13 protein-coding genes are annotated in these 14,040 nt (G+C 43.3%); 11 read left to right on the forward strand and 2 right to left on the reverse strand.

What is annotated here, in order from left to right; translation table 11 throughout:
- Positions 1-41: 41 nt before the first annotated feature.
- Positions 42-956 (reverse strand): FkbM family methyltransferase, encoded by a 915-nt coding sequence (locus EMP01_RS12365; RefSeq protein ID WP_129021865.1) that lies wholly within the window; start codon positions 954-956, stop codon positions 42-44.
- Positions 957-1,248: 292 nt separating this feature from the next.
- Between EMP01_RS12365 and EMP01_RS12370 the strand changes: the two genes are divergently transcribed.
- Positions 1,249-2,769 carry a GH3 auxin-responsive promoter family protein gene (locus EMP01_RS12370; protein WP_129021866.1) on the forward strand — a complete coding sequence of 507 codons (1,521 nt, stop codon included), beginning with the start codon at positions 1,249-1,251 and terminating at the stop codon, positions 2,767-2,769.
- Here EMP01_RS12370 and EMP01_RS12375 read toward each other — a convergent pair.
- Entirely contained in the window at positions 2,766-3,536 is a 771-nt protein-coding gene (locus tag EMP01_RS12375; RefSeq protein WP_129021867.1) for a glycosyltransferase family protein, read from the reverse strand. The two genes, EMP01_RS12370 and EMP01_RS12375, sit on opposite strands and share 4 nt — an antisense overlap.
- Before the next feature lie 82 nt (positions 3,537-3,618).
- Between EMP01_RS12375 and EMP01_RS12380 the strand changes: the two genes are divergently transcribed.
- From EMP01_RS12380 to EMP01_RS12425, 10 genes are all read left to right on the forward strand, one after another.
- The gene (locus tag EMP01_RS12380; RefSeq protein WP_129021868.1) at positions 3,619-4,137 is read left to right on the forward strand and encodes a shikimate kinase; all 519 of its coding nucleotides are present in this window, start codon (positions 3,619-3,621) and stop codon (positions 4,135-4,137) included.
- Between the two features lie 6 nt (positions 4,138-4,143).
- On the forward strand, positions 4,144-4,542 hold the full coding sequence (locus EMP01_RS12385) for a DUF423 domain-containing protein (RefSeq protein WP_129021869.1): 399 nt from the start codon (positions 4,144-4,146) through the stop codon (positions 4,540-4,542).
- A gap of 144 nt (positions 4,543-4,686) precedes the next feature.
- Positions 4,687-5,049, forward strand: a complete 363-nt coding sequence (locus EMP01_RS12390; RefSeq protein ID WP_129021870.1) for a hypothetical protein — start codon at positions 4,687-4,689, stop codon at positions 5,047-5,049.
- A gap of 17 nt (positions 5,050-5,066) precedes the next feature.
- Positions 5,067-5,654: a hypothetical protein gene (locus EMP01_RS12395; RefSeq protein ID WP_129021871.1), complete on the forward strand. Its 588-nt coding sequence runs from the start codon at positions 5,067-5,069 to the stop codon at positions 5,652-5,654.
- Positions 5,655-5,845: 191 nt separating this feature from the next.
- Positions 5,846-6,190: a hypothetical protein gene (locus EMP01_RS12400; RefSeq protein WP_129021872.1), complete on the forward strand. Its 345-nt coding sequence runs from the start codon at positions 5,846-5,848 to the stop codon at positions 6,188-6,190.
- 167 nt (positions 6,191-6,357) lie between these two features.
- Positions 6,358-7,452, forward strand: coding sequence for an efflux RND transporter periplasmic adaptor subunit (locus EMP01_RS12405; RefSeq protein WP_129021873.1), 1,095 nt, complete (start codon positions 6,358-6,360; stop codon positions 7,450-7,452).
- A gap of 46 nt (positions 7,453-7,498) precedes the next feature.
- On the forward strand, positions 7,499-10,681 hold the full coding sequence (locus tag EMP01_RS12410; protein ID WP_129021874.1) for an efflux RND transporter permease subunit: 3,183 nt from the start codon (positions 7,499-7,501) through the stop codon (positions 10,679-10,681).
- A complete protein-coding gene (locus tag EMP01_RS12415; RefSeq protein WP_161971332.1) occupies positions 10,665-12,110 on the forward strand; it encodes a TolC family protein in 1,446 nt (481 codons plus the stop codon). The genes EMP01_RS12410 and EMP01_RS12415 overlap by 17 nt, the downstream gene beginning before the upstream one ends.
- A 172-nt stretch (positions 12,111-12,282) precedes the next feature.
- Positions 12,283-13,242, forward strand: a complete 960-nt coding sequence (locus EMP01_RS12420) for a hypothetical protein (RefSeq protein WP_129021876.1) — start codon at positions 12,283-12,285, stop codon at positions 13,240-13,242.
- Positions 13,239-13,880, forward strand: coding sequence for a hypothetical protein (locus EMP01_RS12425; RefSeq protein ID WP_129021877.1), 642 nt, complete (start codon positions 13,239-13,241; stop codon positions 13,878-13,880). Before EMP01_RS12420 ends, EMP01_RS12425 begins: the two co-directional genes overlap by 4 nt.
- Positions 13,881-14,040: the final 160 nt, after the last annotated feature.

Consider the following 14,040-nt stretch of genomic DNA (forward strand, 5'->3'; position numbering starts at 1 on the left):
TTTTATTAAGGACGTGCCATTTCTGGACAACCGTATATTGTTTATGGTTTCTGGAACACAATGTTATCAGACTCCAATTGTACTTGTTCCAGGTAAGCGTCAATATCCTTTACTTCCTGCAAGGTACCGTCTGCTAGAATGATATTTGCCATATAACCGTGTCCTTGCAACATAGCAGCAGCTTCCTTGTGTGTGCCGTTTTGCCGGTCCGATGCAAGGAACTCCATTATGATTATAGGTTTTGATGCGGTCAGCATTTGCTGCCCTCCGGTAATAACCAGATTTTCAGCACCTTCTACGTCAATTTTAATGATCTTTGGCGCGCTTTTATACTGCGCATATAAGAGATCAAGAGATTCTGTAGGAACGGTCGTTTGCTTTGGAGGGGATTTTTTAAACCACTTTTCATGTTCAAATTGAGTGATATCTAAAGAGTTGTACTCAGAGTATAAATTTGGAAATTCATAAAAAGTTAAAGCTCCTTTATCCTTTGATACAGCCTTATTGAAAACAGATACCTGTGCTATGTTATGTGCATTCTCTGCTAGTATTGCATAACTACTCGTTGAGGGCTCAAATGATATTATTTGCCCTTTGATGCCTACCAATTCGGCCGCTAGTAATGAGAAATAGCCATAATGTGCACCAATATCCCAGAATATATCTCCTGCAACGAGGTTATTTATAAGAAATCTTGCCAGACGCACCTCAGATGGGTGTGATTTCCCCCCTGTAAGATAAATATCTGTAGAAGCCGGTAATAAAACTTTCATTTTCTTACCATAAAACAAATTACATATCACTGCCTTCTCTTTAGGCATGTACTTATACAAAAAGTTTTTATAGAAGATGGCAAATGCATATTTAAACGGGTTATTCAAAAGCCTGGTTACTTTTCCTGCATTAGCCAGTCTTTCTACAGATTCGAGCTTTTGTGTCAGAGTATGGTTGTTCATCGAATTATTGTAAATTTTTCATTGAAAGAACGGCCTGATTGTTGTTCTTTGATGCTTGATAAAATAAACTCCGGAAGGTAACTATCCGTTTAGGTGATTTATGTTATCGTTAAAATTCTAACTGTATAATGTCGGTTATTAGTATTTGAATGTGTGCGAATTTACAAATATTAAGATAGAAGCCATTCGCTAAGAGATATTATTTTATTTATGATCTTTTGTGTTTAATTTTATTGTCTGCAATTTAAAAATCATTTCATTACTTTTGCCCATTACCAGTGAAGTACAAACTATGCCGATATTAAGTCCAGCCATAAAGCAGATTATGAAAATGCGCCTCAACGCAGTAGATAATTTTATGCTTAACCCGATCGATACCCAGAAAAAAGTATTTAATGATCTTATTGGCTCGGCACAGTTTACTGATTTTGGTAAAAAATATAGCTTTGATACCATCAATGCTATTAAAGAATTTAAGGAGCGTGTACCCGTACAGGAGTATGATGATGTAAAGCCTTATATACAGCATATCCTTGACGGTGAGCAGAATGTGCTCTGGAACACCCCTATCAACTGGTTTGCCAAAAGTAGTGGTACGACCAGCGATAAGAGCAAGTTTATTCCCGTAAGTAAAGAAACCCTGGACGATACGCATTACCGTGCCGGTAAAGATGTACTGGGTATCTATGTACGCATGTACCCGGATACCGGCCTGTTTGGTGGTAAGTGCCTCACGATTGGTGGTAGCCACCAGGTAAACCAGATGAATGCTGATTGCTTCTATGGTGACCTTTCTGCAGTAATGCTGCAGAATATGCCGTTTATCGGACAGATTATGCGCTCTCCGGACCTGAAAGTGGCCCTTATGGACGAGTGGGAGAGTAAGATTGAAAGCATTATAGACAGTACTCTCAACGAAAACATCACCTATATAGCCGGTGTGCCCACCTGGACGCTGGTATTACTTAAACGTATTCTCGAAAAGACGGGCAAGAGCGATATCCGCGAGGTATGGCCTAACCTGGAATTATACATCCACGGCGGGGTAAGCTTTAAGCCTTACCAGAACCAGTTTAAACAACTGATTCCGCATGAGGATATGCATTACCTCGAAACCTACAATGCTTCTGAGGGCTTCTTTGCCGCACAGGATACTACTGATAGTGAGAATGGTATGTTGCTGTTTCTTAACCATGGCATATTCTTTGAATTCATGCCGATGGAAGAGGCCGGCAAAACCCACCCGAATACTCTAAACCTTAGAGAAGTTGAGCTGAATACCAATTATGCATTGATCATCAGTACCAACAGCGGACTGTGGCGTTATATGGTAGGTGATACCATTCAGTTTACCTCTCTGGAGCCATTCCGGATTAAGGTAAGTGGTCGTATAAAGCACTTTATCAATGCATTTGGTGAAGAAGTAATTATCGACAATAGTGATCATGCCATTGAAAAAGCCTGTGCTGCAACCGGTGCTATCGTGAATGATTATACCGCCGCTCCGGTGTATATGACCGGCGACAGTAATGGCGCTCATGAATGGATCATTGAATTTGAACAATTACAGGTGCCATTAGAAGTTTTTGTTACCGAGATGGATCTGGCTTTACAGGCTGTAAACTCCGACTACGAAGCCAAGCGCCATAAAGATATTGCATTGCGTATGCCGATTGTACACCCGGTACCTAAAGGCAGTTTTAATGCATGGCTGAAGTCTAAAGGGAAGCTCGGCGGACAAAATAAAGTTCCGCGCCTGTCTAACGAACGTAAGTTCGTGGAAGAGATTCTGAGTTTTCTGGCTACAAATTAGGAGGAGCGTTTCTGACGCAATTGCTGCAGGAAGCGGTACTTCCACCAGGCATACAAAGCACTTTCCCTTGCCAGCAGAAAGCCAATACGGCCATCCAGGAAACCTTTCTTAAATATATACTGCTTCATAAACGCATTCAAACCAGAGAGATAAGGTTTGGAATAGGTGTATTTTTTGCCTTTTTCCAGCATATTTTCTGCGCTCAGCAAGGCATACTTCCTGTTTTTTGCACGAATGTCTGCCGTATTTTCTGCCGTATGATGATACAAGATACCCTTCAGCGTTTCGAATGTTACCTGTTTGGGGAAGGTCAGCGCTTCATGCACTTTCTCCGTATCCCAACTCACCGCCTTGCGGTTGTACAGCCTCTTTTTCAATTCTTTAGATGCTCCAAAGGTACCGTAACGAACACGTTCCGTCCCTATGCGGTGCACCAGCAGGAGACAATAAACCGTATTGATCTCTTTAAACTGAACAGCGGCAAGACTTTGCTGTAATTCCGGCGAGGCAATCTCATCACTGTCTACCGATAGTATCCAGTCATATTTCGCTTTGGCCGCCAGTTCATTTTTAGTAGGTCCGTAACCTTTCCAGGTCAGCAGATGCGGTTTGATATCCGGGTATTGCAGGGCAAAATCAGCCACATCAGCCGCCAGCAGGCCATTAAAACCTACCAGTATATCATCGCTCACCCGGCGGTAACTATCTATTACCTGCAGCAGGGTGCCGTTGATCACATTACTGATTATACATACTGAAAATGCCATAATAGCCTTATAATTAATATCTTTGTGCTGTTGCAAAAAAGACCTCAAAATAACAAATTCTAAGCTGTCAAACACTACATTGATGTTAATTTTTTTAGTCGGCATGCCCGGAGTGGGCAAATCTTACTGGATGAAAAAGCTGAGCCGGCAGTTTGGTTACGAAGCGGTAGATATGGACCGCTTTATCGAACAGCATACCGGAAAAACAATACCCGAACTCTTTGCAGAAAGTGAAATGACCTTCCGTAAAGCAGAACAGGAAGCCTTACATTTACTTACTAACCGTTATGCGGGCCTATCCTGCATCATTTCTACCGGCGGCGGTGCCCCTTGTTATTTCGATAATATGGACTGGATGCTGCAGCATGGAGCAGTGGTATACCTTCAGGGCAGTGCCGCATTTATACAAAGTCGTCTGGCACATTCCAAAGTGGCGCGGCCTATGTTTTCCAATATAGCTCCCGACGAGCGACTCGGATTTATAGAAACTTTAGTCGCACAACGCAGCCCTTTTTACGAAAAAGCGACATATACGGTTGATGCATTATCGGCAACAATAGCTACCTTTGCGGGGCTTTTTAACTCACCTCATTCTAATTAGATCTTTATGTACAAGCAAGCATTGGTCGCCGCAACCATTTTCGGTATGCTGGCCGTAATCCTGGGTGCATTCGGTGCACACGCATTAAAAGAAAAACTGAGCCCGGAATTACTGAATACTTATGAAACCGCTGTGAAATACCAGTTCTACCACACCTTTGCCTTACTGGCAACAGGTATCATGTTTGCCTACATGCCGTCTGTATGGCTGCAGAGAGCCAGTCTGATGTTTATTATAGGAGTAGTGTTGTTCTGTGGTTCTATCTACGCATTGGTTGCCTTAAAACATAACGGATCAGTAGGACTGAAAGGGCTGGGTATCATCACCCCTATAGGAGGTGTATTTTTTGTGCTGGGCTGGTTATTCAGCTTGTTAGGCATATTGCAGCACACACAAAAGTCTTAAATTATTGTACAATCATACATTGAGCGTTCTGGCCTGATTCAGGTCAGAACGCTTTTTTTGTTTGCATCATAACCATTGTATGCGCTGATTCTCCTTTTTTATTATAATTTAGGGCATTGAATATAAAATGCTCATTACCCGAAAATGAAAAAAACGCTAGGTACTATTTTTACCATTCTATTACTGCATATTTTCTGCTCCTCTTGTAATTTAGGAGGCATAAAAGAGCAGGCAAATAGACAATTTGGCGATCAGCATTTTAAAACGGCTATTGCGCTGATTGAACTGCATAAAGTCCGCTTTGGTACATACCCTGAAAGCCTGGATAGCTTGAAGTATGCCGGTGACTGGGATAAAATCATAAATGGATCTGTTCATTATGAGAAGCTGGATAGCGGCTATGTACTTGATCTTGTCAACGGATGGATGGGAAAACCGAATACCTTAACATATCCAGATGAGTTCTGGCAGGGACTGGGCCTTGTAAAATCTAATATGAAACCCTGATATAATTATTCATAACTATGGCAAGACGTATCATTGCATATATTCTTTTAGGAGTAGGTGTGCTAATTCTGATGTTTTTCAGAGACTATAAGGGTACAATGATTTCTTTTCCATTCATTTATAGTTTATGTGGCTTATTGCTATGTGTATTGGGCTGTGTGTTGTTGTATCTGGGGAAAAAGAGAAAAGCGCTTCATGTACACAATCAATATAAGGAAACTATCGAGGATATAATGCAGCATGGACAGAAGGTCAAAGTAGACCTTAACCAGTGTGAGATCAGGGAAAATAATTATAGTGAAGAAAGAGAAAGATATGCAGCTGATGGTTTGTTTGCAACATTAGGTGTCGCACAGGATATACAGGCATTGAATCTGTTGACCAATGCAACGAGAAATGTGGAGAACGTACAGGTAAACCAGTCTGTAATTATATTTCATTATGATTACGGTGGACGATTAGAACGGTTTGTAAGCCCTGTGCTTCCTTTTGACCGTACAACACTTCTACTAAAACTGGGGCGAGAAAAAGAAACTACTTTATATATAGACCATAACAATACCCGCAGGTACTATTTCGACCTGGAATTCCTGTTTGAGTCGTAATGGAGCTGTGTGGACATATAAATGAACTCATTGCATCAATGGTAGTGAGGCGATCTTTATCGGTATTTTTTATTTATACTTTCTCAGAATCCTTTTAACAAAATCTTCTCTGAATCGAGCCATAAAGGACCGTGCACTCCGGGGGCTTCTCCTTAACTTTGCGACACTTCAAAAAAAGTTTTTAATTTGTCATGAACTTCAGGAAGCTAAGTCACATACTGCTACCTTTACTGATCTTCTTCGGCCTGCAGGCCGACATTATTGAGGGCTTCATACAACAACAAACACTGCAGCAATGCAGTGTCTCCAAACACAAAAAGACCAAGCAAAACCAGGACGATCCTGATGACGATGCGGCCATTGTCCGTAAAGTCAATCTTCCGCAGACTTTCATCGTAGAGCCTTTTACCCCGCTGGAAGATCGTGTTGCTGTCAATTATCCAAGCCTTATTACCGGCCACCATGCCTGTCCCGTCAATGCCCGGGCCATGCAGGAAGTCTGTTTCGGTTTACTCTTTCTCCAGCATTTGTTTTAGTCAGCTGCATCCCTTAACCAGCCTCTGTTCCTGAGGCCTGTACACCTATGCATAGCGCCTGCGCTTCGCATCAGGTATTCTTTTACCATATTTTTTAATTCCTGTACCGGAGGCTTTGTAAGAAGCCGCCTGTACGGCTATTCGTAATTTTTCCTTTTATCAATACAATGATCAGAAATTATTGGATGTATATCCTTGCAGCCGCTGTATTAGCAACAGGCTGTGGCAATGACCGTTCCGCAAAAAATGAAGACAAGGGAACCGTATATCCCGTGTTCCATCCCCGTCAGAAAGACACCGTACTCAATATTCCCTATGTGGCCGACATACAGGCTTATAAGAATGTAGAAGTCCATGCCCGCATAGAAGGCATGCTGGACAAGATATACATCAAAGAAGGACAGGCAGTGCGCAAGGGACAGCTGCTGTTCAAGATCAATGACAGCGAGTTGCAGATCGAGCGTACCAAAGCAGAAGCCGCTTATAAAAGTGCTATGGCCGATGCCTGTGTGGCGCAGGTAGAGGTAGAGCGCGTACAAATCCTGGTCGATAAAAAGATCATTACCAAGACAGAACTGGATCTTGCTAAAGCCAAGTACAGGGCCCTGATGGCCAAAGCAGATGTAGCCCTGGCCGATAAATCGGCAGTAGAACGGCGTATTTCCTATACGCAGATCACCTCACCGTTTGATGGAATAGTAGACCGTATTCCGCTCAAAGAGGGTAGTCTGCTGGCCTCCAATTCCCTGCTCACCACCATATCTGATATCCATGCCGTATTTGCCTATTTCAACATCAGTGAGAACGAGTTTTTCAAGATCCGCAGTCATGGCGATACACAGCAGGTACTGTCCATAAGCCTTATCCTGCCCGATGGCTCTACCTACCCGCACCACGGTAAACTGGAATCTGCGGAGAGTGAGATTGATGCCAGTACCGGCAACATCGCATATAAAGCAAAGTTTGAGAATCCGGAAAAGATACTGAGACATGGCGGCTCCGGTCGGCTCTTAATTACCAGGCCTATGAAGCAAGCCATGCTCATGCCGCAGAAAGCCGTGTTTGAAATACAGGATAAGAATTATGTATTCGTCGTAGATGACAAGGGAACCGTGCGCCAGCGCAGTATTGCAGTAGCCCAGCGCGTAGCGGACTACTACCTGATTAAAGGCGGTCTGGATACCAAAGACAAGGTAGTACTGGAGGGCATACAGTCTTTGAGAGAAGGACATGTGATCAAAACAAGGCAGTCATCGCTCTAAAATGCCGGTTTATTTACTATACGATTAACAAACGAATTTCAATATAATGGTAGAAACTTTTATCAGAAGACCGGTATTATCGCTCGTAATATCGATCATCATAACCCTGATTGGCGTACTGGCCATGTTCCAGCTGCCGATCACCCAATTCCCCGATATCGTTCCGCCCTCGGTTTCGGTAACCGCACGCTATACCGGAGCCAATGCCGAGGTGTCGGTCGATGCCGTGGCCGTTCCATTAGAGAAGGCCATCAATGGGGTGCCGGGCATGACCTATATGTCCACTGTATCGGGCAATGACGGTGTGACTATGATCACCGTCTATTTCGAAGTGGGTACCGATCCCGATGTCGCTGCGGTAAACGTGCAGAACCGTGTTACCACTGTGCTGGATGAACTGCCCGAAGAGGTGATCAAAGCCGGGGTAACCACCGAGAAAGAGGTAAACAGTATGCTGATGTACCTCAACATCACCAGTACTGATAACAATGCAGATGAAGACTTTATTTACAACTTTACCGACATCAATATCCTTAAGGAACTGAAGCGTATTGATGGGGTAGGCCGTGCTGAGATCATGGGCCAGAAAGATTATGCCATGCGGGTATGGCTGAAGCCTGATAAACTGCTGGCCTATAATGTATCTGCCGATGAAGTGATCGAAGCCCTGCGCCAGCAGAACGTTTCCGCAGCACCGGGCAAGACCGGAGAGAGCTCCGGAAAAGCGCATAACCAGTTGCAATACGTACTGCGCTATACCGGTAAGTTCTCAGAGCCGGACCAGTACGGCAATATTGCCATCCGTTCTCTGAGCGATGGTTCCATACTGAAGCTGAAAGATGTGGCCGATGTAGAATTCGGCGCCATGAGTTACAGCATGGTGTCCAAGAGTGGCGGTCGTCCTGCCGCTTCGATCATGATCAAGCAGCGTCCTGGCTCCAATGCCAGCGAGGTAATTGATAATATAAAAGCCAAGATGGGCGAGCTTAAAGAAAGTTCCTTCCCTCCGGGTATGGAGTTCAGTATGGCATATGACGTATCCCGTTTCCTGGATGCCTCTATATCGGCCGTACTCAAAACCCTGCTGGAGGCCTTTTTGCTGGTAGGTGTCGTCGTGTTTATTTTTCTGCAGGACTGGCGTTCGACCCTCATTCCCGTACTGGCTGTACCCGTATCGTTGATCGGCACTCTGGCCTTTATGATGATGCTGGGCTTCTCCATCAACCTGCTTACCTTATTCGCAATGGTACTGGCCATCGGTATCGTGGTCGATAATGCCATTGTGGTGGTCGAGGCCGTGCATGTGAAAATGACGGAAGAACATATGCCACCACTCGAAGCTACCATTGCAGCGATGAAAGAAATTACCGGGGCCATCATTGCCATTACCCTCGTGATGTCTGCCGTGTTTATACCGGTTGCCTTCCTGAGTGGGCCTGTGGGTGTATTCTACCGCCAGTTCTCCCTTACACTGGCCTTTGCTATTGTCATCTCCGGGATCAATGCCCTTACGCTTACCCCGGCCTTATGTGCCATTATGCTGAAGCACAGTGATCCGTCAAAGAAAAAAGGATGGCTGCAACGCTTCTTCAACGGCTTTAACCGTGATTTTGATAAAACCACACAGGGCTATCAGAAAGTGCTGAAACGTACTGCAGGCAAGCGTTTGCTCACTATGGGACTATTAGTCGCTTTCTTCGTAGCCACCTGGGGTGCTGCGGCTATATTGCCCGGAGGTTTTATCCCGACAGAAGATCAGGGTATGATCTATGTCAATGTAACGACCCCGCAGGGGGCTACAGTAGAACGTACGGAAAAGGTGCTGGATGAACTGAATAAAATGACCGGGAAGGTCGGCGGTGTGGAGAGTGTAACCACACTGGCCGGCTACAGCCTTACCAATGAGATTGCCGGTGCCTCTTATGGCATGGCTATGATCAACCTCAAAGGCTGGAAAGACCGTAAGCAAACGGTAAGTGAAGTAATGGACAGCATCAATGTACTGATGGCGCGGATTACTGATGCAAAGATCGAAGTCTTTGCCCCGCCTACGGTTCCGGGCTTTGGTAATACCAGTGGTTTTGAACTGCGCCTGCTCAATCGTGGTGCCGGTACGGTGACAGAGACATCAGACATCACCAAAGAATTTATAGAAGCCATTGAAGCTACACCGGAGGTGACCAATGTCTTTACCAGCTTCGATGCCAGCTTTCCGCAATACATGATCCATATCGATTATGATATGGCAGCGAAGAAGAATGTAACGGTAGACAATGCGATGAATACCCTGCAAACCCTGCTGGGTAGCTATTATGCAACCAACTTCATCCGTTTCGGGCAGATGTATAAAGTAATGGTTCAGGCTGCTCCGGAATACCGCCGCGAGCCGCAGGATGTACTGCATCAGTATGTCAAGAATGCCCAGGGAGAAATGGTGCCGTTCTCAACCTTTGCCCGCATAGAACGGGTATATGGCCCGGAACAACTGACCCGCTATAATATGTACACCTCCGCCATGATCAATGGTGAGCCTGCACCGGGCTACAGCAGCAGCGATGCGATTAAGGCTGTAGAGCGTGTGGCAGCAGAGAAGCTGCCCCGTGGTTATGGTTTTGACTGGAGTGGTATGACCCGTGAGGAGATACTTTCGGGCAACCAGACAGTGTATATCTTCGGACTCTGTCTCATATTTGTATACCTGCTGCTGGCCGCACAATACGAAAGTTTCCTGTTACCGCTACCGGTAATCCTGAGTTTGCCGGCCGGTATTTTCGGTTCGTTTATCTCCCTCAAATTATTCGGTCTGGATAATAATATCTATGCCCAAGTGGCCCTGGTCATGCTCATAGGCTTGCTGGGTAAGAACGCCATCCTGATTGTAGAGTTTGCGATACAGCGCCATAAAGACGGGCTCACGATTATGCGTGCCGCGATCGAAGGCGCAGCACAGCGTTTGCGTCCGATCCTCATGACCTCCTTTGCCTTTGTCGCCGGGCTCATTCCGCTGTGTATGGCCAGTGGTGCAGGGGCTATGGGTAACCGTTCTATCGGTGTGGCCGCAGCCGGTGGCATGCTCATCGGTACCTTATTCGGCGTGCTGGTTATCCCGGGACTCTACGTGCTGTTTGCCAGCCTGGACAGGAAGAAGAAAAAGAAAGTAGTGCCTGCATCTGTGCAGCACCAGGTTTCAGATGAATTTAAAAAAACAGAAAATGCACATAAAAACTAAATATATACTGGCCGGAGCCTTTAGTCTTGGCATCCTGTCCGGTTGTAACATACCCAAAAATATACCGGCGCAGCAGGTGCAGACCATGCCTGCTGCCTATCCTCAGCATACGGCCGATACGATTACCGTAGCCCAGCTGAAGATCAATGATTTTTTTACCGATATCCATTTGCAGCAACTGATTCGTGCGGTATGGGATCATAACCTTGATCACCGCATTGCCGCGCATCAGCTCGATATTGCACAGGCCTATCTTAAAGCGCGTAAAGGTGCCCTCTTGCCTGCGGTACAGGCTGGCGTGCGCTCTTCGGGTACCCGTTATGGTAAGTATACCATGGAGGGCGTGGGCAATTTTGACACCAATCTCTCTCCCAATATAGAAGACGGACAGCGTATCAATACTACAGTGAGTCCTGATTTCTGGCTGGGACTGAATGCCACCTGGGAGGTTGATCTCTGGGGCAAACTGGCACAGATGAAAAAGGCGGCACAGCTGCGCGTGCTCTCCAGTGAGCAGGGCAGGGCATTGCTCCGCTCCGCGCTCACGACACAGACTGCGGCGCTGTATTACGAACTCGTCACCCTGGATATTGAAGTGGAGATCCTGCAAGAGAATATTGTATTGCAGCAGAAAGCACTGGAAGTAGTGGAGGTGCAGAAGGAAGTAGGCCGTGCTACAGAGCTGGCGGTGCAGCAGTTTAAAGCACAGTTACTCAATACAGAAGCTACTTTATTTGAAGTAAAGCAGCAGATCCGCGCAGCGGAAAATCAGCTGAACCTGTTGCAGGGCCGCTATGAGGGAACTATTACCCGCAGTCATAGTTTTGATGTAAAGGGTTTGTCTCACCTCGTTAAACTGGGACAACCCAACCAGCTGCTGACCTATCGTCCCGATATCATGTCTGATTATTATGAGCTGGAGGCTACTCATGCTGATGCAAAGGCTATTCGTGCGGCATTCTTTCCAACCCTGCAGGTATCGGCCTACCTGGGGCTGAATAGTTTTAATCCGGAAAAGGTATTTAACCCCGCTTCTCTTATTGCACAGTTACTGGGCGGACTAACCGCCCCGGTCTTTGGGCAGCACCAGTTGCGGACCGGGTTTAAAGTAGCACAATCTCAGCAGGAAATTGCTTTCCTGCGTTACCAGCAGACGGTAAACCGTGCTTTCCAGGAAGTAAAGACCCTGGTGAGCGAAATGGACAATAACCAGAAGGTGCTGGACCTGAAAAAGCAGGAGACCGAGGCCCTCTCGCGAAGTGTGGATATTGCCAATGAAATGTATGTAGCGGCTTATGCAAATTACCTGGAGATCATAGCCGTACAAAAAAGTAAACTGGCTGCAGACCTGGATCGCCTGCGTGCACGGCGCAACCAGATGCAGATTATGATACAGCTCTATAAAGCCCTTGGTGGCGGCTGGAGCTAAACTTTGTTTATTAGTGTTTGTGTTGGTGCTGCCTGTTCAGGCAGCACTTTTTTATGGCCTGTTTTCAAACAGATAAAGTCAAGGGTGTTTTTACGGGGAAAAAAGCGGGAGAAATCTTTGGGTGGGGAGAGGGATTTGTGGTTGTTTTATGCTGATTTAAATTAAATGTAATATGAGCTCTAAAATTAAAGAAAGAGAGAAAAAGGAATCAATTGCTATATGTCTTAATTGTTATAAAATAAGATTTTACGAGAAAAACACTAAGAAAGAAAAGGATATAAGTGCAGTTTATGGAACTTCTAAGCTTGAAGATATTATGCCTATTTTTATAAAAAAAATTGACACACAAGATGTCTTTAAAAATAAAAGCGAGGATAGAATATTGTATTTAAATAAAACATTAAACTTAAAAGATAATACTTATATTGGTATAATAATGAAAGGGCATAATGGTCCCCAAACTTTAATTGATGAGATTGCTGGAAGTAAGGTTACAACTGTCAATACAGTATCAAAGGATCAATTTCATTGCTTACCATATTTATTCTTACTTTATATTAATAAGAAAAGGCCTGATAGTATAATTTTTATTGCTCAAAGTTATAGACAATATGGGTTTAAGGAAATTTTTGAGGATTGTTTTACGAAATTTACAAATCTCCAATCAACAAATACTACAGTCAAATTTGCCTCGTTATCAATTGCGTCATTGTTTGAAAAACAAATTCAAGAAGGATTTATTCGATCACTTAGATTTGTAAAACATGGTTTAAGTAAAAACGTTGAAGGAATAATAAAAGGCGACAATACGATTGCAGAAGATTATCAAATGGAGCTCAAAATTAAATCTACTAAAGGATTTAGTTTTATAAAGAAAAGTCTTAAGTATGATGATGCATCTTTTATCGAACAAATACAAATTGATGACTTTGATTATAATGATGCTTATGCAGATGTAATTATTGGAGGAAGAAAAAGGGTAATGAATGTTACTAAACCATCTGATTTTGCAGCTGCATATGATATCACAGACGATGTTGCTATTGATAGTAATACTAAGCTGCCAAATTTCGATGATATAATGAAACAAGCATTAGATATATTGAATAATGATCTAATTCCTTACTTATGAGTGGATTATTAAAAATATTTGATAGAATTGAAGTGAAAAGCTTGCTTTCACAACATCTTGCAACTTTTTATCATTACGAAAAAAGAAATTTCTATAATAAAACTGAAATTCCAAAATCGGATAAATTCATTTTTTTGGGTTTGCCTCTATTAATTGCAGTTTTTTTCAGTTTTTTAGGCTTGCGTTTTACGAAGGATTATGTTGATATTATATTAACTTGTTTATCGATTTTTACGGGTTTACTTTTTACATTGTTAGCAATGATTTTAGTATCTGTTCAAGATAATGCTAAGATTAATATTGATAATGTTGATATTGAAAATAAGAAAGTGATTAAAGCTAAAATTGATTTAACTAAACATCTATTTGTTAATATCGCTTTTTCAATCGTATTATCAATATTTGCATTAATTCTCGTACTTTCAACACAATTTCATCCAATTAAACTTATTGACCTGATCGCTAGATTAAAGGTATATTATTATCTTAAAAATTGCTATTTGTTTCTAACAAATGGGCTATCTTTCTTCTTTCTAATTGAATTTTTGCTTACTCTATTTATGATTGTTAGGAGATTTGCAGTATTATATCTCAATTTAACAGATGTTAGTCAATTCCCAAATACTAGATCAGATTAGTTACATGTCCCTAACACAGAATTTCCAGCAGGGGAGTAGACTTTACTGTAGAGTGTAATATGTTAACATCAAAAAGAATTGTCGTGCTATAATATTAATTATAATCTATTTCGAAAGAATTATGGCACTATCAAATTAGATTATGAGGTTTAAAGGGTAC

It is taken from the genome of Edaphocola flava, assembly GCF_004118155.1.
Classification (GTDB): domain Bacteria; phylum Bacteroidota; class Bacteroidia; order Chitinophagales; family Chitinophagaceae; genus Edaphocola; species Edaphocola flava.